Genomic DNA, 21,470 nt, shown 5'->3' with positions numbered 1-21,470 from the left:
ACTTCCGCACCGCAATGGGAAATTTCCTGATTGACGGCTAAGCGCGCGCCAATCCGACCCGCCGCCCGCCTTCTCGTTGCTCATCTCCGGCGTTCTTGCCTTTCGGTCAAATTCGTCTATTCAGGATCGCCTTCCTTTCTTCCTTCGAGAGAGCGATATGTTGCCGGACCGCACCTTCTTCGACCGCCTCGCCGACGCTGCCAAAGCCGAAACGATGCCGCATTTCCGGACCGGCACCAGTGTCGTCAACAAGCTCGAGGGCGGGTTCGATCCCGTCACTGAGGCGGACAGGTCGGCCGAGGCGGCAATCCGGACGCTGATCGAAGGTGCATTTCCGGGCCATGGCATCCTCGGCGAGGAACACGGCAATGTCGGTCTCGACCGCGAGCATGTCTGGGTCATCGATCCGATCGACGGGACGCGTGCCTTCATTTCCGGCCTTCCAGTATGGGGGACGCTGATCGGCCTTTATCGCAACGGCAAGGCCGTGATGGGCCTGATGGACCAGCCTTTTACCGGTGAACGCTATTTCGCCGACGGCGAGAAGGCGATCTATCGCGGCCCCGGCGGGGAGAAGGTGCTTTCGACGCGCGCCTGCGATACGCTCTCGGATGCGGTGCTGTTCACCACTTCGCCGCATCTCTATGCTGGCGAGCTCAAGGAGCGCTTCGAGGCGTTGCAGTCCAAGGTGCGGCTCTTCCGCTACGGTTGCGATTGCTACGCCTTTGCGCTTCTTGCATCCGGCCACGTCGATCTCGTCATCGAATGCGGCTTGAAGCCCTACGACGTCGGCGGGCTCATCCCGTTGATCGAACAGGCGGGCGGCATCGTCACCAATTGGGAGGGCGGGCCCGCGGAAATGGGCGGCGAGATCATCGCAGCCGGCAGTCGCGAGCTTCACGCGCAGGCGCTGGAAATACTACAGCGCAGCGCGTCCGACCCGAATGCGCTGCGGTCACTGTAGCACTTTGAATTGCTGCATGATTTTGTCCTTAAATCGATTCCCATTTACGGAATCATGCAGTGGGAATTAAGCTTCCTCGAATTGGCCGGCCACCACGTCTGCGTCCTCGAACGCGGGCAGGAACGCCAAAGTCGCGGCCATCGCCTGCGCGCGGTAACGGTCGGCCTCGTGAAGAAGCTCGTGACGCGCGCCATCGATCGGAATCATGTGCCCGGCGCGGAAATTGCGCGCCAGGACTTCGACGGCAAGATGCGGCACGAGGCGGTCGGCAGTCGGGGCCAGGATTATGGTCGGCACGATGATCCGCGTCAGATGTTCGCGGCGCAGGACGCGCCCTATTGCCTGGAAGGTCTCCCGCAACCATCGGGCCGTTGGCGGCCCCAGACGCAATTGAGGACAGGCATCGGTGAGCGCCTGGTTGCGCGCATAGCGATTTGGGTCGGCCGTCAATACGTTGTTCGTGAAGGGGCGGTTACCCTTGTCGCGATGGAGCGGCAACGTTCCAAGGCCGATCCAGTCCATTATCGTCGCGATCGAAAAGATGCTTCGCTGGCCGATGGCTTGGCCGCTGAGGCCGACAAAGGGGGCGAGCAGCACCATGCGGTCGATCCGGCTCGCGAGCATCGGCGCCAGCGACAGGGCCACCAGCGCCCCCATTGAATGGGCAACGATGGAGAAGGGCAGGCGTGTGTCTGGCAGAACGATCTGCTCGAGGAAGATCATGAGATCGCGCTCGTAGTCGGCGAAATGCTCCACGTGACCGCGACCGCGCTGCCGCAGCAACCGCTCGGAGCCACCCTGGCCGCGCCAATCGAAGGTGGCGACCCAAAAACCGGCGGCGTTGAGTTCACCGATCGTTTCGAAATACTTCTCGATGGCCTCGTTGCGGCCCTGCAGCAGCACGACCGTGCCGCGGGCAACCGAGGCTTCCGTCTTGAAAACCGCATAGCGGATCTTGCGGTTGCCGACCCCATCGAAAAAGCCTGTCGCGTGTTTACCCGGTATCGGGTTGTCCGGCGTCGAATAGAGGATCGTGGTCATGAAAAGCGACGGCCCGAGATGCAAAACGCGTTGAACGAGTTGACGCGGAAAGAGGGAAGGATGGGAAGCTTTCCGCTCACCGTCCGCGTCCTGTTTCTCAGGGATAGGCGGTGGTCTCAAGCGCGTCAAAGAAAAAAGGCCGGAAACGGTGGGTGAAATCCGGACGATCACCGTTTCCGGCCGCTGAAGCAGAAGGGACATGTCGCTTCAGCGCCGGGAGTTTCTTCCCAGTGTCCTTGTTTTAACCCGCCTCGGCTGAACGGGGACCGAACCGGTTATTCATGCTCCGTTCACCGAATGCCGGTCCGAAAAAATCCGCGCAAAAATTCCCTTGAACTGGCGCAGAAGCATTCCCATGTCTTGGGCACGGACGCCGATGAAGGGTCCGCTCACCGGTCTCGCCGCTGCCTGATGGGGTGGCAGACCAGACATCGCAAACCGTTGCTCTTATGGAGGACACCATGCGTCACTTCGATTTCTCCCCTCTCTATCGTTCCACCGTCGGCTTCGATCGCCTGTTCACCATGCTTGACAGCCTTGGTCAGCCCGATCAGTCGCAGACGTATCCGCCCTACAACATCGAACGCACGGGCGAAAATGCCTATCGCATCACCATGGCCGTCGCCGGCTTCGACGAGAGCGAGCTTTCGGTCGAAGCGCGTGAACACACGCTGACGATCAGGGGCGAAAAGAGCGAAGACAAGGGCGAGGAGAGCCAGTTTCTCCATCGCGGCATTGCCAAGCGCGCATTCGAGCGCCGCTTCCAGCTTGCCGACCATGTCGAGATCAAGTCCGCTTCGCTGAAGAACGGCCTGCTTCACATCGATCTCGTTCGCGAGATCCCGGAAGCAGCCAAGCCGCGTCGCATCGAGATCACCTCGGTTGCCCCGCAGGCGAAGCAGATCGAGGCTCAGACCCTCTAAACCGCTCCACTGCATGTCTCCTTAAATCGGAACCGATTGAAGGACAGAACATGGCGGCGTCCGGAAGGGCGCCGCTTTTCTATGCGTGCGCCAGCCGTCAGCAGGCTTCTACGAAGCGATCGACATCTTGCGACCGTGTGGCGAAGCTTGTGACGAGCCGGTAAAGCCCCTCGTCCCCGGCGAGGCTGTCGGCCAGGTGATCCGGCACATGCCAGTCGTAGAAGACTGCACCCTGTTGCTGCAGCTTCGACGCCACGTCCTGCTTCAGGATCACGAAGACCTCATTTGCCTCTGGCGACCAGGCAAGCCGGCTCCTGGCCGAGGCGGAAATTCCGTCGGCAAGACGCGCCGCCATTGCGTTCGCATGGCGGGCGAGATTGAGCCACAGATCGCCCGAGAAGTAAGCGTCGAACTGCGCGGCGATGAAACGGGACTTCGAAAAGAGTTGGGCGGCACGCTTGCGCAGGAAATGCATTTCCTGCGCCTTCGAAGGATCGAACAGGATCAGCGCTTCAGCACACCAGCAGCCGTTTTTGGTGCCGCCGAACGACAGGAGGTCGATGCCGCGCTTCCAGGTCATTTCCGCCGGCGTCGTCCCGAGGCTGACTAGTGCGTTGGCAAAACGCGCACCATCCATGTGCAACGGAAGCTTATGCGATTTCGCGACAGCAGCAATGGCATCGATTTCCGCCAGCGAATAGACTGTGCCGCTTTCCGTTGCCTGGGTGAGGGTCACTGCCATCGGCCGGCCCCCATGGATGAATTCCGCGGGGAAGCGACGGATCTCGGCTTCGAGCCTTGACGTGTTCATCTTGCCGCTTGCGCCATCGACCGGGCAAAGCCTTGCCCCGTGAGAGAAGAATTCCGGCGCTCCGCACTCGTCGACGTTGACATGCGCCTCTCGATGACAAAAGACCACGCCGCCCGCCCGATTGACGCTGGACAGCGCCAGCGAATTCGCGGCGGTGCCGGTGCCGACGAAGAACACCGCCACGTCCCTTTGGAAAATTTCGGAGAACTTCTTTTCCACCTTCCGGTCGAGTTCGCTCGTCCCGTAGGCGGAGGCGTAGCCGCCCGCATGAGCCATCAGGCTTTCGGCGATTGCCGGATGGGCGCCGGCCCAGTTGTCGGAAGAAAAGATCATCTGAAGTCACCCTGTTACTGCGGCGCCGTGCTGAAACCAGTCGCGCAAGATCGCCGCGATATTATGAGTTTTCCGCGCGATTGCGTCCTTGAACGGGAATCATGCAGGAGCCACGCCGGCCGTTTCGGCGAGACCATAGCCGACTTCCACGGACGATCAATGCGCCTCCTGACTGGGTATGCCAACACAAGACCAGTTTGAAACCAAAGTGAAGAAATCGCCGGGCGATTGTAATTTAATTTTAAAAGGGCGAAATTTCCGGCAATCTTCGGCAAATTCTCTTCCAATATTTGCTCGTATGCCCCTTGCGAAGGGGGGCGCTTTCTGGCATAGAGCGCATGAAATAGGACAGGTTTGCTGTCCTATTTCGGTCTAGGGCCGGAACAATCGCCGGAAGTGCCGCAGAATGCGGCATTCGGCGTGTAGCGCAGGGGGATTCGCCGGGTTTCATCCGGGTGTCGACGCCTGCCATCAGGATGGTCGCGGACATTCGTGCCTGGTGCAGCGCCGCGCTTCATTTGCGACCTGATCAGGATCATGCGACGATAATGCCCGGCTTTGCCGCAGCGCGAAAGCGCGGCCGCGGCGAGGAATACGCGGGCGGCGATATGCCCGGTTCTCCGGGTCCAATAGGAGGGAAGACGATGACGGATCATTCGCCATCACAGCAATCAGGGCTCCACCTCGCACACACTGCGACGGTTGCGAAAACGCCCGCATTCCCATCCGGATTGCCGCGAAAACAGGGGCTTTACGACCCGCGAAACGAGCATGATGCCTGCGGAGTCGGTTTCGTCGCTCACATGAAAGGCCAGAAGTCGCATCAGATCGTGCGCGACGGTCTTTTCATGCTCGAAAACCTCACCCATCGCGGCGCGGTCGGCTCAGACCCGCTGATGGGCGATGGTGCGGGTATCCTCGTGCAGATTCCCGACCGCTTCTTCCGCGAGGAAATGGCGAAGCAGGGCGTCACTCTGCCGAAGGCCGGCGAATATGCCGTCGGCTATCTCTTCATGCCGCGCGACGAAAAGCTGATCGCCCATTTCAAGGACGTGATCAGCGAAGTCGTCGCCGAGGAGGGCCAGCACCTGCTCGGTTTCCGCAACGTGCCGGTCGACAATTCGTCGCTTTCGAAGGCGCCGGACATCGCCGCTACCGAGCCGCACCACGTGCAGGTCTTCATCGGTGCCGGCCGTGACGCCGCCACCAATGCGGAATTCGAGCGCCGTCTGTTCACGCTGCGCAAGGTCATCTCCAACCGCATCTATGCGGAGGCGGACGGCGGAGATCTCGGCTTCTACGTCGTATCGCTGTCGACTTCGACCGTGGTCTACAAGGGCATGTTCCTCGCCTATCAGGTCGGCGCCTACTACAAGGATCTCTCCGACGAGCGCTTCCAGTCGGCGGTGGCGTTGGTGCACCAGCGGTTCTCGACGAACACCTTCCCGTCCTGGAAGCTCGCGCACCCTTATCGCATGGTCGCGCATAACGGCGAGATCAACACGTTGCGCGGCAACGTCAACTGGATGGCGGCGCGGCAGGCTTCCGTCTCCTCGCCGCTCTTCGGCGACGACATCTCCAAGCTTTGGCCGATTTCCTACGAAGGTCAGTCGGATACGGCCTGCTTCGACAACGCGCTCGAATTTCTCGTGCAGGGCGGCTACTCGCTCGCGCATGCGGTGATGATGCTGATTCCCGAAGCATGGGCCGGCAACCAGTTGATGTCGCCCGAACGAAAGGCGTTCTATGAGTATCATGCAGCGCTGATGGAGCCGTGGGACGGCCCCGCGGCCGTTGCCTTCACCGATGGTCGCCAGATCGGCGCCACGTTAGACCGCAACGGCCTGCGTCCGGCGCGCTACATCGTCACCAGCGACGACCGCGTCATCATGGCGTCGGAGGCCGGCGTGCTGCCGGTCGCCGAAGACAAGATCGTCAGGAAATGGCGGCTGCAGCCCGGCAAGATGCTGCTGATCGACATGGAAGAGGGCCGCATCATCTCCGACGAGGAGGTGAAGTCGACGCTCGCCAACAAGCATCCCTACCGCAAGTGGCTCAATGACACGCAGTTGATCCTTGAGGATCTGAAGCCGGTCGAGCCGCGGGCGCTTCGCCGCGACGTGTCGCTGATCGACCGCCAGCAGGCCTTCGGTTATTCGCTGGAAGACACCAAGATCCTGATGTCGCCGATGGCGACGACCGGGCAGGAAGCGATCGGCTCGATGGGCACCGACACGCCGATCTCGGCCATGTCGAACAAGGCCAAGCTGCTTTACACTTATTTCAAGCAGAACTTCGCGCAGGTCACCAACCCGCCGATCGATCCGATCCGCGAGGAACTGGTGATGAGCCTCGTCTCGTTCATCGGCCCGCGCCCGAACATCCTCGACCACGAAGGCATGGCGCATGCCAAGCGGCTCGAGGTTCGCCAGCCGATCCTCACCAATGGCGACCTCGAAAAGATCCGCTCGATCGGCCATACGGAAGATCGGTTCGACACCAAGACGCTCGACTTCACCTATGACATTTCGCGTGGTGCGGAAGGCATGCCGGAAATGCTCGATCGCCTCTGCGAGCGGGCGGAAGCGGCGGTCAAGGGCGGCTACAACATCATCGTGCTCTCCGACCGCCAGGTTGGTCCGGATCGTGTTGCGATTCCAGCGCTGCTTGCGACGGCGGCCGTGCACCATCACCTGATCCGCAAGGGCCTGCGGACCTCGGTCGGCATCGTGCTCGAATCGGGCGAGCCGCGCGAGGTGCATCATTTCTGCCTGCTCGCCGGCTACGGCGCGGAGGCGATTAACCCCTATCTTGCCTTCGACACGCTTGTGGACATGCACAAGCGCGGCGAGTTCCCGAAGGAAGTCGACGCCAACGAGGTTGTCAACCGCTACATCAAGGCGGTCGGCAAAGGCATCCTCAAGGTCATGTCGAAGATGGGCATTTCGACCTATCAGTCCTATTGCGGCGCGCAGATCTTCGACGCCGTTGGCCTGTCGTCGAAGCTCGTCGACCAGTATTTCTTCGGCACGGCGACGACGATCGAAGGCATCGGTCTCGAAGAGATCGCGGCCGAAACGGTCGCCCGCCACAAGGCCGCTTTCGGGGCCGATCCGGTGCTCGCCAACACCCTCGATATCGGTGGCGAATATGCCTATCGCATGCGCGGCGAGAGCCACGCCTGGACGCCGGATGCCATTGCCTCGCTCCAGCACGCGGTGCGCGGCAACGCCGAGGACCGCTATCGCGAATTTGCCGAGATGGTGAATGCGTCCTCGCTGCGCATGAACACGATCCGCGGCCTCTTCACGATCAAGAGCGCCGAGGCCGTTGGCCGCAAGCCGATCCCGGTGGAAGAGGTCGAGCCGGCGGCGGATATCGTCAAGCGCTTCTCGACCGGGGCGATGTCTTTCGGTTCGATCAGCCGCGAGGCACATACGACGCTGGCGATCGCGATGAACCGCATCGGCGGCAAGTCGAACACCGGCGAAGGTGGCGAGGAGAGCGATCGCTACTTGCCGCGTCCCGACGGCTCGATGAATCCCGAGCGCTCGGCGATCAAGCAGATTGCATCCGGCCGTTTCGGCGTCACCACCGAATATCTGGTCAATGCCGACGTGCTGCAGATCAAGGTGGCCCAGGGGGCGAAGCCCGGCGAAGGCGGCCAGCTGCCAGGCCACAAGGTGGATGCGACAGTCGCCAAGACACGGCATTCGACCCCGGGCGTCGGTCTCATCTCGCCGCCGCCGCACCATGACATCTATTCGATCGAGGACCTGGCGCAGCTGATCTACGATCTGAAAAACGTCAATCCGGAAGCGGACGTCTCGGTCAAGCTGGTGTCGGAAGTGGGTGTCGGTACGGTTGCAGCCGGCGTCGCCAAGGCGCGCGCCGACCACATCACGATCGCCGGCTTCGACGGCGGCACGGGCGCGTCGCCGCTGACCTCGCTGAAGCACGCGGGCAGCCCGTGGGAAATCGGCCTTGCCGAAACCCAGCAGACGCTTGTGCTGAACGGCCTGCGCTCGCGCGTCGCATTGCAGGTCGACGGCGGCCTGAAGACCGGCCGCGACGTCATCATCGGGGCGCTTCTCGGTGCCGACGAGTTTGGCTTCGCGACCGCGCCGCTGATCGCCGCCGGCTGCATCATGATGCGCAAGTGCCACCTGAACACCTGTCCTGTCGGTGTCGCGACCCAGGATCCGGTCTTGCGGAAGCGCTTCAAGGGCACGCCGGAACACGTCATCAACTACTTCTTCTTCGTTGCCGAGGAAGTGCGCGAAATTCTCGCCTCTCTCGGGGTGAAGAAGTTCGACGAGATCATCGGCGCTTCGGAACTGCTCGAGCGCGACCGGATGATCGACCACTGGAAGGCCAAAGGTCTCGACTTCTCGAAGATCTTCCACAAGGTGGAGGCACCGAAGGAAGCGACCTATTGGACAGCGCGCCAGAACCACCCGATCGACGACATTCTCGATCGCAAGCTGATCGAAAAGGCGAGGAACGCGCTCGAAACCAAGGCGCCGGTCGCCTTCGAGACCGAGATCAAGAACGTCGACCGTTCGGCCGGTGCGATGCTTTCGGGCGCGCTTGCCAAGCGCTGGGGCCACAAGGGGCTGAAGGACGACACGATCCGCGTGACGCTCAAGGGCACGGCGGGCCAGTCCTTCGGCGCTTTCCTCGCCCGCGGCATCACCTTCGATCTGGTGGGCGACGGCAACGACTATGTCGGCAAGGGGCTCTCGGGCGGGCGCATCATCGTCCGGCCGCCGGAAACCTCCCGGATCGTGCCGCATCAGTCGATCATCGTCGGCAACACCGTGCTTTACGGGGCAATCTCGGGCGAATGCTACTTCAACGGCGTTGCCGGCGAGCGCTTTGCGGTGCGTAACTCCGGTGCGATCGCGGTCGTCGAGGGTGTCGGTGATCACGGTTGCGAATACATGACCGGCGGCGTGGTCGTCGTCATCGGCGGAACGGGCCGCAACTTCGCGGCCGGCATGTCCGGCGGCGTTGCCTATGTTCTTGACGAGGAGGGCGATTTCGCCCGCCGCTGCAACATGGCGATGGTCGAGCTGCAGCCGGTGCCGGAGGAAGACGACATGCTGGAGAAACTGCACCACCACGGCGGCGACCTCATGCACAAGGGCATGGTCGATGTCTCGGGCGACATGACGCGTCATGACGAGGAGCGACTCTACCAGCTGATCTCGAACCATCTGCATTACACCGGCTCGCCCCGTGCCAAGGAGATCCTCGATGGCTGGGCGGACTACAGGCCGAAATTCCGCAAGGTCATGCCAGTCGAATACCGCCGCGCGCTCGAAGACATGGAGCGCATGAAGATGGCTGAAGCGGCCGAGTAACCGGCCTCTGTGACAACGGTCCCCGGTCCGGCAGGATCCCGGGGGCACCTCGCGCGCTTGAACGCGCTTGTTCAGATTTGAAGGTATCAGGATCGTAAGATGGGCAAGGTTACTGGGTTTTTGGAGATCGACCGGCAGGTGGCAAAGTACCAGCCGGCATCCGACCGCATCCGCCATTTCCGTGAATTCACCATTCCGATGTCCGACCAGGAAGTGCAGAAGCAGGCCGCGCGCTGTATGGACTGCGGCATCCCCTATTGCCACGGGCCGACCGGGTGCCCGGTGCACAACCAGATTCCCGACTGGAACGACCTCGTCTACAACGGCAACTGGGACGAGGCGATCCGCAACCTGCACTCGACGAACAACTTCCCGGAGTTTACCGGTCGCGTATGCCCGGCGCCGTGCGAGGAAGCCTGCACGCTGAACCTCGAGGACGTGCCGGTCGCGATCAAGACGGTCGAGCAGGCGATCGCCGATAAGGCCTACGAAATGGGATACATCGTGCCGCAGCCGGCCGTCACCAAGACCGGTAAGAAAGTCGCGGTCATCGGTTCCGGCCCCGCCGGCATGGCCGCCGCTCAGCAGCTTGCCCGCGCCGGCCATGAGGTCCATGTCTACGAGCGCGAGTCGAAGCCCGGCGGGCTGCTGCGCTACGGCATTCCGGATTTCAAGATGGAGAAGAACTTCATCGATCGCCGTATCGAGCAGATGCGGGGCGAGGGCGTCACCTTCCATTGCGGCATCAATGTCGGCGTCGATCTGCCGGTGCAGAAGCTTCTCGATGACAATGATGCGGTGCTCTATTGCGGCGGCTCTGAGACCCCGCGCGATGCCGGAATCCCGGGCGGGAACTTTGCCGGCGTGCATGATGCCATGCCGTACCTCGTGCAGCAGAACCGCCGCGTCGGCCGCGAGAACATCGACAGCGTCGGCTGGCCCTCCGAACCGATCCTCGCTGGCGGCAAGCATGTCGTCGTCGTCGGCGGTGGCGATACGGCATCCGACTGCGTCGGCACCGCTTTCCGCCAGGGTGCAGTCAAGGTGACGCAGCTCGATATTCGTCCGCAACCGCCGGAGAAGGAAGACAAGCTCGCCGTTTGGCCGTTCTGGGCGACGAAGATGCGCACGTCCTCCAGTCAGGCGGAAGGTGCGGTTCGCGAATTCCAGGTCGCGACGCTGGAGTTCGTCGGTGACGAGGACGGTGTGCTTACTGGCGTCAAGTGCTGTCAGGTGGACGAGCGGCGCAAGCCGATCGCCGGAACCGAATTCATCATCAAGGCCGATCTCGCCTTCATCGCCATCGGTTTCCGCGGTCCCTTCACCAACAGCGTGCTAAAGGATCTCGGCGACAAGCTGTCCCTCAATACCGACCGCCGCGGTTCGACCAACGTCGTCGCCAATGAGCGGGACTACAGGACGTCGGTCGACAAGCTTTGGACCGCCGGGGACATCCGCCGCGGCCAATCGCTCGTCGTCTGGGCGATCCGCGAAGGCCGGCAGGCGGCGCGTGCCATTGACGAAGCGCTGATGGGGTCGAGCGTCCTGCCGCGGTAGTCGCTTCCGCGTACAACGTTCACAGGCCTCGCAAGATGATTGCGGGGCCTTTTTCTTTGGGCTCATTACTCCCGGGCGTCATTCTTGCGCTTGACCGGCCGAGCTCGAGGATGAATGGGCGGAGCTCACGATGCACGACATCGGGCCATGTCGGCACTCTCGTTCCCCCATGAAGCCGACAGATCGATTCGCCCGCGGCTCAGTTAGCGGTCGCGGGCTTAACGGCCGCTGACTGCGGTTTTGCCAGACGGAAATCATCGATGCGCCCGGGAGGGGCCACGACGACCTCACCCTTCTCGATGAGCAGGTCGCGCGGGCTCTTGCCGGTGCTCTTCAAGGGGGCGTCACCGCCGAGAAGCGCGGTCGCGCCGTCGAGTTCCGGATCGGTCAGGCTGATCGGCTGTGTCTTGACGATATCCTCATTCGCAAGCGGAGCCGTCACCACCAGATCTTTCAGCCCCTCCGCGCCCGGCATGTCCGTGTCGGTTGCTGCCGCCTCGCCAAGCAGCTTGCGGATGTCCTTCTCGACATAGAAGGCGAGCTTGCGCTTGCCAGCCTTGGTCAGGTTGATGCCGTCGGAACCACGCAGACGGACTTGCTGGCCGTTGATGTCGGAGCCGGTCAGCACGAACTTGCCGCCCTCGTCGACGAAGCCGTCCCAGATGTCGATGAACTGGCCGCCAGCCTTTTCGACCTCTTCGCGGAAGATGCCGTTGAACGTCACCATGTCGGCGGTCATGGCGCTCGATTGGAACGGTGGCATGCCGACCCAGAGAACCGGAAGCGAATCCTTGCGCGCCAGAGTTGCGAGAGCGTTGACCCGCTTGCGGTATTCCTCGGTCCAGACATCTGTGCGGAACTTCTCCTTGACGTCGCCGATCCGCATCAGCTGTCGGTCATTGGCACCGAGGCTGACGACGATCACGGAGGGTTTCAGCTCTGCCACATAGTCTGGCAGGGTCTTCGGCCAGTCGAAATAGTCGTTGCGGACAAGGCCCGAAGAGCCGTTGGCGCGGGTTTCGATGATAATCCCCGGCGTTGTCTCGAAGGCAGTCTTCAGACCGTCGCCAAGGCTCCCGGCAACGAAATCGCCGACGACCAGGACCTTTTTCGCATCCGGCGATTTCTCGACAACCGGCGCCGGCGGCGGCGTTGCCGCCAGGCGCGGCTTGGCGCGTTGCTGGCGGCGCTGCTGCGGCTCCGCCGGTTGCTGCTGTCGGCGTTTCAGCACCCGTCGTGGCGCGGGCTGGCGGGGATAATCGTACTGATCCCGGTAGTAGATGCGCCTCTGGGGAACGAAGACCCCGAAGAGCCTCTGCAGGACATTGCGCCGCGGGACCGGCTCCTGCGCTTCGGCCATGGTGGCAAAGAAGCCGGCGACGAGCATCGCCACGGCCCCCATGAGGATCGGCGCGAAACGAAACGGACGCAAGAACCGCTTCACCCCAGCGTCTCTGATTGGCAACATGATCGCTTTCACCGTCAAACGCAGCAATTCCAGGTGCTACAGCGACTTTGCGCATCCGCTGACACGCGCGGCGCTGCATGTGCAGCTCACCATACCATACGCCAAATCACGGCGATTTGGGACCGAATGATCGGAAATCGCCGTGATCTGCAAATTCGTGCGGAAGTGCCGTCAGTTGCGCAAGGCGCGCAGGAGGTGTTGCGTCGGTTCGCCGTCCGGAGTCAGGCCGTTCTGGGTCTGGAAGGCCTGGATCGCGGCCTTGGAGCCCGATCCGAAATTGCCGTCGACCTCGCCGCTGTAATAGCCGAGCTCCTTCAGCCGGTTCTGCAACTCGAACTTCTCACTGATATCGAGCGATCCGTCCGGACGCGGCCAGCGCTGCTGCATTCCTGCGTAGCCGGCGATCTGGTCGGCGAGGAGGCCGACGCCGAGCGCATAGGAGTCGGATGCGTTGTAGCGCTTGATCACGAAGAAGTTGCGCGTCATCAGGAAGCCTGGGCCGTTGCCGCCGGTCGGCAGTTTCAGTTCGGCGCGCGTGTTCGGGCTCCGGAAACCCTTACCGTTCGGCCGAATGAAGCCGAGCGCTGCCCATTGGCCGAGGGTCTTCGTCTGGCCCGAATATTTCGCGGCGTTGGCGGGCGCCACGACTTCGTAGCCCCAGGTCTCACCCGGCTGCCACCCGTTCTTTTTCAGGAGGTTGGCGGCTGTGGCCAGTGCATCCGGGACCGAATTCCAGATGTCGCGGTGCCCGTTTCCGTCGGCATCGACCGCATAAAGCAGGTAGCTCGTCGGAATGAACTGCGTGTGTCCCATGGCGCCCGCCCAGGACCCGGTCAACTCGCGCGGCGTGATGTCGCCGCTTTGCAGGATCTTCAGCGCGGCAATCAACTGGGTCCTGGCAAATTTGGCCCGCTTCGGATCGGCATAGGCAAGCGTCGCAAGCGCGCGCGGCACGTAGTGCAGCCGGTCGTCCTTTTCGAGGACGGCGCCGTAGTTCGTTTCCATCGACCAGATTGCCAGGAGAATGTTCCTGTCGACGCCGAAGTGCCTCTCAAGATAGTTGAGCGTTCGGGCATGTTTGGCAGCCATTTCCTGGCCGACGCGCTTCGTGTACGGATTGACACGCGAGTCTACATATTCCCAAATCTTGTGCTTGAACTCGGGCTGGAAATTCGCCTTTTCGAGTACCGCCGGATCGGGCGTCTTCACGCCGGCGAACGCCTTGCGATAGGTCGCCTGGGTAATGCCGCTCTTGGCAGCGGTCGCGTAGAACTTGTTGATCCAGCTCTGGAAGCCGGGGTCCGCGTGTGCAGGTGCTGAACCAAGCGTAGCGGCAGTAACGATGAGGGCGGCGGCGATATGGCGGAAGAACGTCCTGCGGTTTCTGATCATCAGCTATCGGTTCCGTTTCTCATCGGAGGGTTCAGCCAGCGTTCATGCCGGGCGGAATACTCCGGGTTTTGCAATGTCGCCCGCAGCATGCCGCGAAGGGCAGCATGCGGTTCTCTTCACTCCGAACAGCGGAATCCGCATCGGATCAGGGGAGAAGCCTACAGAAACGAAGTCAACAAAGTCTTTACCATGAATAAGCCAGGTCGTCCTCTTTTGCAAAAAAATAGCAATCGGCGACTAATTCCAATCCAATTTGCCTTTTTGAGGCTAGAGTTGAGAACCACTGCAAGGAGGTGTCTATGACCGACAAGCGTAAAGTCCGCAAAGCCGTGTTCCCCGTGGCGGGCCTTGGGACGCGTTTCCTGCCGGCGACCAAGGCGGTGCCGAAGGAGATGCTGACGGTGGTGGACAAGCCGGTCATCCAGTATGTCGTCGATGAAGCGCTGGAAGCAGGCATTGAGCATCTGATCTTTGTGACCGGCCGCAGCAAAGCGGTGATCGAGGACTATTTCGACATCCAGGTCGAACTCGACCAGACGCTGCGCGAACGGAACAAGAAGGCGGAAATCGAGCTGCTCGAGGCGATACTGCCGAAGGCCGGCACCACCAGCTTCACACGCCAGCAGGCACCGCTCGGTCTCGGCCATGCGGTCTGGTGCGCGCGCGATCTCGTCGGCGATGAACCCTTCGCGCTTCTGCTGCCCGACATGATCATGAAGGGTGAGAAGGGCTGCCTCAAGGGCATGGTCGAACTCTATGAGCAAAGCGGCGGCAACGTGATCGCCGTTGAGGAATGTGCGCCCAACCAGGCCCATAAATACGGCATCGTCGGCGTCGGCGACAAAATCGGCGAGGGCTTCAAGATCACCAAGATGGTCGAGAAGCCCGCGCCCGGTACCGCGCCATCCAACTTCTTCATCAACGGCCGCTACATCCTACAGCCGGAGATCTTCCCGATTTTGGAACGGCAGGAGCGCGGCGCCGGCAACGAGATCCAACTGACCGACGGCATGGTCAAGCTTTCCGGCGCGCAGCCTTTCGCCGCCTATCACTTCCGGGGCGATACCTACGATTGCGGGGCGAAGGACGGTTTCATCCTCGCGAACGTCGCCTTCGCGCTCGAGCGCGGCGACATCAGGCCCTCCGTCGAGGAGCCGCTGAAGGCACTGCTGCAAAGCCTCAAGTGATCTCAATCGGATCGAAAAGCGGTCGCGCCAGAAGGCGCGGCCTTTTTCATTTTGCACTGACGCTCTTTACTGACCCTCTTGTTTCGCTCACAGCCATTTCATCGTTTCATTGAAACGATGAAATGGTCTAGCGCCTTAGCGTCAGGCCGAGACCGATGCGGGCGGTGTCACTCGACTCGCCGCGGTCTCTGTTCGTCCGTTCGTAGCTGACATCGCCGGTGAGCGCGACATAGCGGTTCATGTCCCAGGTCAGGCCGGCGCCGGTTCGCCAGGTGGTTTCGTCGGAGGAGATGGCATCCGACGGGAAGTTGCGCAGTGTCACACTGTTCGACAGGCGGGCAACCAATGTCGAACGCAGTTCGCGGGTGACGATGCTGGTCAGCTCGTAGTTGATCGAGCCTGCGTCGCCGGGTGTCGTCGACGGGTCGAGATAGGTTGCGACGCCGAGCAGGACGTCGGTGCCGCGCTGCGGCGACCAGTTGACGCGGCCGTCAACGGAAATTCCGCGAAGATCGCCGAGCCGGTCGTCGTCGAAGCGGTAGGTCTCGTAACCGAGGGCGAGTTCGCCGTTGAGCTTTTCGCCAAGGTCGACCTCCAACCCGGCGCGGCCCGCGTAGCTTTGATAGGAGCGCTCGAAGCCGAGCGTGTCCTCGCGCAGATCATAGTTCGACTTTCCGACCGACGCTTCGAGGAACGGGATGAGGGCCGGAGAAAGCTCGTAGCCGATGCGCGCGTTCAGAATGCCGATATTGCGGTTGCGGTCCTCGACAGAAAGCGTAGCCCCGTTGTCGAGCTCGACATCCCCATAGGTTCGGCGCTCGAAATCAGCACCGAGCGATCCGCGAATGAGACCGTAATCGCGCTCGACGGCCGCGCCCAGCCGATAGATGTTCACGCCGGATTGCGTCTCGGCATTGGCAATCGCGTTCGGATCATTGGCGTCTTCCCGTTCGAAGCTGTACCCGGCCCTCAGCCTGGCGGTCGTCTGCTCGCTGAGGTCGAGGCGCAATTCGGCGTCGAGGTCCGCGCGCGGTTCTTCTTCGCCCCGGCCCGATGTGTTGTTCTGCAAAACGCCTTCGCCGGTGATGCTCAGCTGGTGGCGCGACCAGTCCGAGGTGAGCGATCCCTTGAGACCGGTTTCGATGAAGCTTCGGCTCTCGCTGCGGCCCCCTGTCCTTTGCCGCTCGTGATTGAAGGTTTCGCTGAGGGCGGGTTTCAGGACGAACGTGCCGATGCGGATGCCCGGTGCCTGTCCCTCGTAGGGATCGATGCGCACGCGCAGACCATCGATCGTCTCCTCGCGCCGGTTCAGGCGGTTGAAGTCCTCGTCGAGTGCCGGGGGAAGATCGCTGCCGGCAACGGCACCGGTCGTTTGCGGGTCGGTGAGCGCTGCGACATTTGCCGCTTGCCCGAGGGCACCAGGAGCCAAATTCGCGACCGGAGCGTCTGGAGGAGGGCTCTCCGCGCCGGCGGGTGTGCCGGCGAAGAGGGCGCAGCCCGCCACGAGCCACGCCCGCATCCTCGGACGCAAGGCGCCCGCTGTGGTCGTGCGTGAAATATTGGGCACCATGCGCCGTCTGTCCGCGAAAACGTGATTGCAATCGTTTCGCAACCGTAAAGGCGCGTGGTTAACCAATCGTTTCCAAACGAAAAATCCGGCTTCAAGATCGTTTCGGCGATGCGATCAGGCGCGCTCGACGGTGAGGTGGCGGCCGCTGCTTGCCACGATCCGTACGCGCGTGCCGACGGGCAGATCAGGCCCTTCGACCGACCAGGTCGTGTCGTCCAGGCGCACGCGCCCCCGACCCTCGGCGATCGGTTGCTCCAAAACCGCCGTGCGGCCGACGAGGCTTTCGCCACGCTTGTTGAGCAGCGGCTCATCGCTCGCGACCGAGGAGGAGACGAAGCGCCGCCCGATGAGCACCGCAAACACCGAATGCAGCGCGAAGGCGACGACCTGGATCTCCCAGACCCAGAATGCCGTGTCCCAGAGGAGGAGGGACAGGCTGCCGGTAGCGAGCGCTGCGAACCCGATCCAGACCAGGAACACGCCTGGCAGCACCAATTCCGCCGCCAGCAGGACGAGGCCGAGCACCCACCAGCTCCAGGGGCCGAGTTCGAGGAGGATGCGTGCGATCATGGGGACGCCCTCAAGAGGTCGTTTCGGAGGAATTGCCGGCCGGACCGGTGCGCGGCGTCGACTGGCGCGGGCGAGGCGAGCTAGGAGGCTGGCCCTCGCCGAAGACTTCCCTGGCGATGGCGCCGATGCCGCCGAGCGAGCCGATCAGCGAGGAGGCCTCCATCGGCATCAGCACGATCTTCTGGTTGTTCGCCGTGCCGATCGAAGCGAGCGCCTCGGTGTACTTTTGCGCGACGAAATAGTTGATCGCCTGCACGTCGCCGGCGGCAATCGCCTCGGAAACCATCTTCGTCGCCTTGGCTTCGGCCTCGGCAAGCCGCTCGCGCGCTTCCGCGTCGCGGAACGCGGCCTCGCGCTGGCCCTCCGCCTGAAGGATGGCAGACTGTTTCGAGCCCTCGGCGCGCAAGATCTGCGCGTTCCTGGCACCTTCGGCTTCGAGCACCTGGGCACGCTTTTCGCGCTCCGCCTTCATCTGCCGCGCCATGGCGTCGACCAGATCCTTCGGCGGCGCGATGTCCTTGATCTCTACGCGGGTGATCTTGATGCCCCAGGGATTGGCAGCCTCGTCGACGACGTGAAGAAGCCGATCGTTGATCGTGTCGCGGTTCGAAAGCAGTTCGTCGAGATCCATCGACCCCATCACCGAGCGGATGTTTGTCATCGTCAGATTGAGAAGGGCGTTCTCGAGATTGGAGACCTGATAGGCGGCCTGCGCAGCATTTAGCACCTGATAGAAGGCCACCGCATCCGCCGCGACGCTGGCATTGTCCTTGGTGATGACCTCCTGCGTTGGCACATCGAGAACCTGCTCCATCACATTCATCTTCGCCCCGATGCGATCGATGAAAGGAATAATGAGGTTCAGTCCCGGCTCCATGGTCTTCGTGTAACGGCCGAAGCGCTCGACCGTGTAGCGATAGCCCTGCGGCACCGTCTTGATCCCGGCGAAAAGCACCAGGACGACGAGAACGACGAATGCAATGACTGCGATATCCATGCCGCCCACCGACATATCTCCCTCTTCGCAACTCCAGCGTTTGGAGTGCCCCGAGAGTATGACGTGGCGATTCGGCGAGATAATTCAAGCGGTGTGTAGAGAAGGCCGCTTAGAGCCAGCCCTCAAGCTCGCGGCGCACGACGTGATTGAGCACGGCCATGCCATCGGCACTGTCGTTCAGACAGGGAATGTGCGCAAATTTCTCGCCGCCGTTGTGGTGGAAGCTTTCGGCTGCCTGGCCGGCGATTTCCTCCAGCGTCTCCAGACAGTCGGAGACGAAGCCGGGATTGACGATGGCGAGGCGCTTGACGCCGTCCTTCGCCAGCTTCTCGACCGTCTTGTCGGTATAGGGCTGCAGCCATTCCTCCGGGCCGAAGCGGGACTGGAAGGTGACCTGCAGCTTTTCCTCCGACCAGCCGAGCTTCTCGCGCAATAGCTGCGCGGTCTGCTGGCACTGGAAATAATAGGGGTCGCCTTTGTCGGAATAGCTCTTCGGAATGCCGTGAAAGGAGGCGAGCACGACTTCCGGCTCCCAGTCGAGCGCTGCAAGATGCTTGCTGATCGAGGCGGCGAGCGCATCGATATAGACCGGGTCGCCGGGATAGGGCGGAACGGTGCGCAGCGCCGGCTGCCAGCGGATTTTCAACAGCGCCTCGAACGCCTTGTCGTTGACCGTTGCGGTCGTGGCCGCGGCATATTGCGGATAGAGCGGAAAGACGAGTATGCGATCGCAACCTTCCTTCTGCAACGCTTCCATGCGCGAAGCGATGGATGGTTGGCCGTAGCGCATCGCCCAGTCGACGACGACCGCCGGCCGATCGGCAAAGGTCTTCGCCATCAGTTCGGCCTGGTTGCGGGTGTAGGTGCGTAGCCAACTCTCATTCAGTTCTTTGTTCCAGATCAGCTCGTAGGCCTTGCCGACCTTGCCGGGACGCGTGTTGAGCACGATGCCGTAGAGGATCGGATACCAGTAGAGACGCGACCATTCGATGACGCGCCTGTCGCTCAGGAACTCCTTGAGGTAGCGGCGCATGGAGGCGTAGTCGGTGCCGTCCGGCGTCCCGAGATTCACGAGCAGCACGCCGATCTTCCCGGATTTCACGGCAGGGTGGTCGATGGTCGGTTCGGCGCGTGCGGTCGTCATCTCGGTCCTCATGGGCGCTTCTGCTTGCCAGCGCCGTCGGTCTCAAGCTCTTCTAAAAAGAAAAACCGGCGCGGGGAAGCCCGCGCCGGCCGATCTGCCAGAGGCAAATTGTCTTACTTGGCCGGAATTGCCAGCTCGCGGCCGATTTCGAGCCTGCGAGGAGCGGGCTCGCCGTTGGCTGCGGAGATCTTCTGCCAGAGCGCCCCGTCGCCATAGAAGGACTCGGCGAGGTCCCAAAGCGTGTCACCCCGGGCGATGACGTGCTTCTGCGGTCCTGCAGCCGCCGTCTCGGTTGCCGGCTGAGCGGGTGCGGCAGCGGTGCTCTCGGCCGGCTTCGCCTCCTCTGCCGGAGCAGCCGTGTCGCTCGCAGTCGAGCCAGACGCCGCAGCGACTTCCGTGATGCGGCCATCAGTATAGGGCTTGAACGGCTGGTGCGCGGCAAGGTAGTCGGCGAGCACCGTCTCCAGCCCCGGACCGTAGTCATAGGCGTTCTCGCCCTTGGTCTTGAAGACGTCATAGCCGTCGCCGCCGCCGCGCATGAAATTGTTGCTGACCAGCGAATAGGTCTTTTCCGGATCAAGCGCAGTGAAGGCCTCGCCCTCCTTCACCTCGACAGACACCAACCGGCTGCCTGCCGGCTTTGTGCGGTCGAAGGAATATTTGAGGCCGGCCACCTGCGGGAAGCGTCCGCCACCCTCTTCGATCTGGCTCAGACCGTTTTCCAGCGCGGCGCGAATGTCGGCACCTTTCAACTCGAAGGTCGAGAGGGTGTTCTGGAAGGGGAGCACGGTAATCGCTTCACCCATGGTCACGTCGCCGGCGTCGATCGAAGCGCGCAGGCCGCCGCCATTGGTGATGGCGATCGTCACACCCTGACCCTTGACGCGGTCGAGCATGGCGTTGGCCACCAGTGTGCCCATTTCGCACTCCTTGGCGCGGCAATTCTCGCGCGAACCATCGATCGGCGTTTCCGTCTTGGCGATGACCTTGGTTCGCAATTCTTCGATCGGCTTGGCGAGTTCCTTGATCCGGGCGAGCACAGCTTCGTCGGGCTTTACCGAGGAGTCTATGAGGATCGGATCGCCCTTGGCGGCCTTGACGACGCCGCTATCATCGAATGTGACGACGAGGTCGCCAAGATATTTGCTATAGGAGCCAGCCTGCACAACCGGCACCTTGTAGCCACCCGGATTGTCGACCATCGTGGGATAGGGGCCCTCCGCCTTCTCGTCGGTGTTGGACAACAGGCTGTGGGAGTGACCGCCGACGACGACGTCGACGTCCGGGATTTTCGCGATTGCCGCAAGGTCGCGCGGGTAGCCGACATGGGTCAGCGCAATGATCTTGTTGACGCCCTGTTTCTTGACTTCCTCGATGGCGCTCGTGATCGTCGCGACGTCCTCGCCGATCAGGATGTCCGGTCCGGGAGAGGAGAGTTCGGGCGTGTCGTTGGCGACCGCGCCGACGATGCCGATCTTCTGACCGCCGACGTCGAGAACGATCGACGGTTTGATCCGGTCGCCGATCTTCGACTTGTGGCTTGGCAGTACGTTTGCCGTTACGACCGGGAAGGTGACCTTGTCGAGGAAGCTGGCGAGGCCGTCTTCGCTCTCGTCGAACTCGTGGTTGCCGACGGTCATCGCATCGAATTTCATCAGGTTCAGGAATTCCGCTTCCGCCGCGCCCTTGTAGGTGGTGAAGAAGAGCGAGCCCTGGAAATTGTCGCCCGCGTTGAGCAGAAGCATATTCTTGCCGGCCAACTCCTGGCGTTTCTGGTCGATCAGCGTCTTCAGGCGGGCGACGCCTCCAAAGCACTCGTTCTTGCCTTCATCTTCCGCCGAGCACGTCGAATCAAACTTGTTGATCGATTCGATACGGGAGTGGAGGTCGTTGATGTGCAGGATGTTCAATTCATAATCGGCGAAGGCGGCGCCCGAAGAAAGGGCGAGAATAGACGCGGTCATGAGGCCGGTCCGTATGTGTCTGATCATGATGTTCTCCCGTTCTGCCTGTGGACTTCCGATCGATCACGAATCGCCAGGAATGCTCGATCCCCCGACCGAGGTGGCGTGGCGGATGTTTTCACCAGTTGCGGCCGACTTCAAGCGCTAAAGCCGCCCTTTCTTTGCCGGATTCCAACTACAGCG

At 62.1% G+C, this 21,470-nt stretch carries 14 protein-coding genes; 5 read left to right on the top strand and 9 right to left on the bottom strand.

Features of this window, described 5'->3' with window-relative positions; all coding sequences use genetic code 11:
- Positions 1-157 precede the first annotated feature (157 nt).
- On the top strand, positions 158-964 hold the full coding sequence (gene hisN / locus QN219_RS11175; RefSeq protein ID WP_283999723.1) for a histidinol-phosphatase: 807 nt from the start codon (positions 158-160) through the stop codon (positions 962-964).
- A 66-nt stretch (positions 965-1,030) separates the two neighbouring features.
- Here hisN and QN219_RS11170 read toward each other — a convergent pair whose 3' ends face one another.
- Positions 1,031-2,005 carry an alpha/beta hydrolase gene (locus QN219_RS11170; RefSeq protein WP_283999721.1) on the bottom strand — a complete coding sequence of 325 codons (975 nt, stop codon included), beginning with the start codon at positions 2,003-2,005 and terminating at the stop codon, positions 1,031-1,033.
- Between the two features lie 461 nt (positions 2,006-2,466).
- Here QN219_RS11170 and QN219_RS11165 point away from each other — a divergent pair, with 461 nt between their 5' ends.
- Entirely contained in the window at positions 2,467-2,928 is a 462-nt protein-coding gene (locus QN219_RS11165) for an Hsp20 family protein (protein ID WP_283999720.1), read from the top strand.
- Between the two features lie 97 nt (positions 2,929-3,025).
- Here the strand turns inward: QN219_RS11165 and QN219_RS11160 are convergent, their stop codons facing one another.
- Entirely contained in the window at positions 3,026-4,072 is a 1,047-nt protein-coding gene (locus QN219_RS11160; RefSeq protein ID WP_283999719.1) for a low specificity L-threonine aldolase, read from the bottom strand.
- A gap of 644 nt (positions 4,073-4,716) precedes the next feature.
- Between QN219_RS11160 and gltB the strand changes: the two genes are divergently transcribed.
- Positions 4,717-9,438, top strand: a complete 4,722-nt coding sequence (gene gltB, locus QN219_RS11155) for a glutamate synthase large subunit (RefSeq protein WP_283999718.1) — start codon at positions 4,717-4,719, stop codon at positions 9,436-9,438.
- A 99-nt stretch (positions 9,439-9,537) separates the two neighbouring features.
- On the top strand, positions 9,538-10,995 hold the full coding sequence (locus QN219_RS11150; RefSeq protein WP_283999716.1) for a glutamate synthase subunit beta: 1,458 nt from the start codon (positions 9,538-9,540) through the stop codon (positions 10,993-10,995).
- Positions 10,996-11,194: 199 nt separating this feature from the next.
- Here QN219_RS11150 and QN219_RS11145 read toward each other — a convergent pair whose 3' ends face one another.
- Positions 11,195-12,463 (bottom strand): DUF459 domain-containing protein, encoded by a 1,269-nt coding sequence (locus QN219_RS11145; RefSeq protein WP_283999714.1) that lies wholly within the window; start codon positions 12,461-12,463, stop codon positions 11,195-11,197.
- Between the two features lie 171 nt (positions 12,464-12,634).
- Entirely contained in the window at positions 12,635-13,855 is a 1,221-nt protein-coding gene (locus QN219_RS11140) for a lytic murein transglycosylase (protein ID WP_283999713.1), read from the bottom strand.
- A 299-nt stretch (positions 13,856-14,154) separates the two neighbouring features.
- Here QN219_RS11140 and galU point away from each other — a divergent pair, with 299 nt between their 5' ends.
- The gene (gene galU / locus QN219_RS11135) at positions 14,155-15,042 is read left to right on the top strand and encodes a UTP--glucose-1-phosphate uridylyltransferase GalU (RefSeq protein WP_283999710.1); all 888 of its coding nucleotides are present in this window, start codon (positions 14,155-14,157) and stop codon (positions 15,040-15,042) included.
- Positions 15,043-15,169: 127 nt separating this feature from the next.
- Here galU and QN219_RS11130 read toward each other — a convergent pair whose 3' ends face one another.
- The 5 genes from QN219_RS11130 to QN219_RS11110 form a co-directional block, all read right to left on the bottom strand.
- On the bottom strand, positions 15,170-16,612 hold the full coding sequence (locus tag QN219_RS11130; RefSeq protein ID WP_283999709.1) for an outer membrane beta-barrel protein: 1,443 nt from the start codon (positions 16,610-16,612) through the stop codon (positions 15,170-15,172).
- A gap of 114 nt (positions 16,613-16,726) precedes the next feature.
- The gene (locus QN219_RS11125; RefSeq protein WP_283999708.1) at positions 16,727-17,182 is read right to left on the bottom strand and encodes an NfeD family protein; all 456 of its coding nucleotides are present in this window, start codon (positions 17,180-17,182) and stop codon (positions 16,727-16,729) included.
- Positions 17,183-17,192: 10 nt separating this feature from the next.
- The gene (locus QN219_RS11120; RefSeq protein WP_283999949.1) at positions 17,193-18,188 is read right to left on the bottom strand and encodes an SPFH domain-containing protein; all 996 of its coding nucleotides are present in this window, start codon (positions 18,186-18,188) and stop codon (positions 17,193-17,195) included.
- 100 nt (positions 18,189-18,288) lie between these two features.
- Complete coding sequence (gene hemH / locus QN219_RS11115) at positions 18,289-19,323, bottom strand: ferrochelatase (RefSeq protein WP_283999707.1); 1,035 nt, start codon at positions 19,321-19,323, stop codon at positions 18,289-18,291.
- Positions 19,324-19,436: 113 nt separating this feature from the next.
- Positions 19,437-21,314 carry a 5'-nucleotidase C-terminal domain-containing protein gene (locus tag QN219_RS11110; protein WP_283999706.1) on the bottom strand — a complete coding sequence of 626 codons (1,878 nt, stop codon included), beginning with the start codon at positions 21,312-21,314 and terminating at the stop codon, positions 19,437-19,439.
- Positions 21,315-21,470 lie beyond the last annotated feature (156 nt).

The organism is Sinorhizobium sp. 8-89 (genome assembly GCF_030124325.1).
Taxonomy (GTDB): domain Bacteria; phylum Pseudomonadota; class Alphaproteobacteria; order Rhizobiales; family Rhizobiaceae; genus Sinorhizobium.
Note: the sequence above shows the minus strand (reverse complement) of the source record. Positions and strands in the feature narration are given on the sequence as shown.

What these genes read in the sequence shown, in the direction of transcription:
- hisN (WP_283999723.1), top strand. Translation starts at nt 158, where the DNA reads ATGTTGCCGGACCGCACCTTCTTCGACCGCCTCGCCGACGCTGCCAAA.
- QN219_RS11170 (WP_283999721.1), bottom strand. Translation starts at nt 2,005, where the DNA reads ATGACCACGATCCTCTATTCGACGCCGGACAACCCGATACCGGGTAAA.
- QN219_RS11165 (WP_283999720.1), top strand. Translation starts at nt 2,467, where the DNA reads ATGCGTCACTTCGATTTCTCCCCTCTCTATCGTTCCACCGTCGGCTTC.
- QN219_RS11160 (WP_283999719.1), bottom strand. Translation starts at nt 4,072, where the DNA reads ATGATCTTTTCTTCCGACAACTGGGCCGGCGCCCATCCGGCAATCGCC.
- gltB (WP_283999718.1), top strand. Translation starts at nt 4,717, where the DNA reads ATGACGGATCATTCGCCATCACAGCAATCAGGGCTCCACCTCGCACAC.
- QN219_RS11150 (WP_283999716.1), top strand. Translation starts at nt 9,538, where the DNA reads ATGGGCAAGGTTACTGGGTTTTTGGAGATCGACCGGCAGGTGGCAAAG.
- QN219_RS11145 (WP_283999714.1), bottom strand. Translation starts at nt 12,463, where the DNA reads ATGTTGCCAATCAGAGACGCTGGGGTGAAGCGGTTCTTGCGTCCGTTT.
- QN219_RS11140 (WP_283999713.1), bottom strand. Translation starts at nt 13,855, where the DNA reads ATGATCAGAAACCGCAGGACGTTCTTCCGCCATATCGCCGCCGCCCTC.
- galU (WP_283999710.1), top strand. Translation starts at nt 14,155, where the DNA reads ATGACCGACAAGCGTAAAGTCCGCAAAGCCGTGTTCCCCGTGGCGGGC.
- QN219_RS11130 (WP_283999709.1), bottom strand. Translation starts at nt 16,612, where the DNA reads ATGGTGCCCAATATTTCACGCACGACCACAGCGGGCGCCTTGCGTCCG.
- QN219_RS11125 (WP_283999708.1), bottom strand. Translation starts at nt 17,182, where the DNA reads ATGATCGCACGCATCCTCCTCGAACTCGGCCCCTGGAGCTGGTGGGTG.
- hemH (WP_283999707.1), bottom strand. Translation starts at nt 19,323, where the DNA reads ATGACGACCGCACGCGCCGAACCGACCATCGACCACCCTGCCGTGAAA.
- QN219_RS11110 (WP_283999706.1), bottom strand. Translation starts at nt 21,314, where the DNA reads ATGATCAGACACATACGGACCGGCCTCATGACCGCGTCTATTCTCGCC.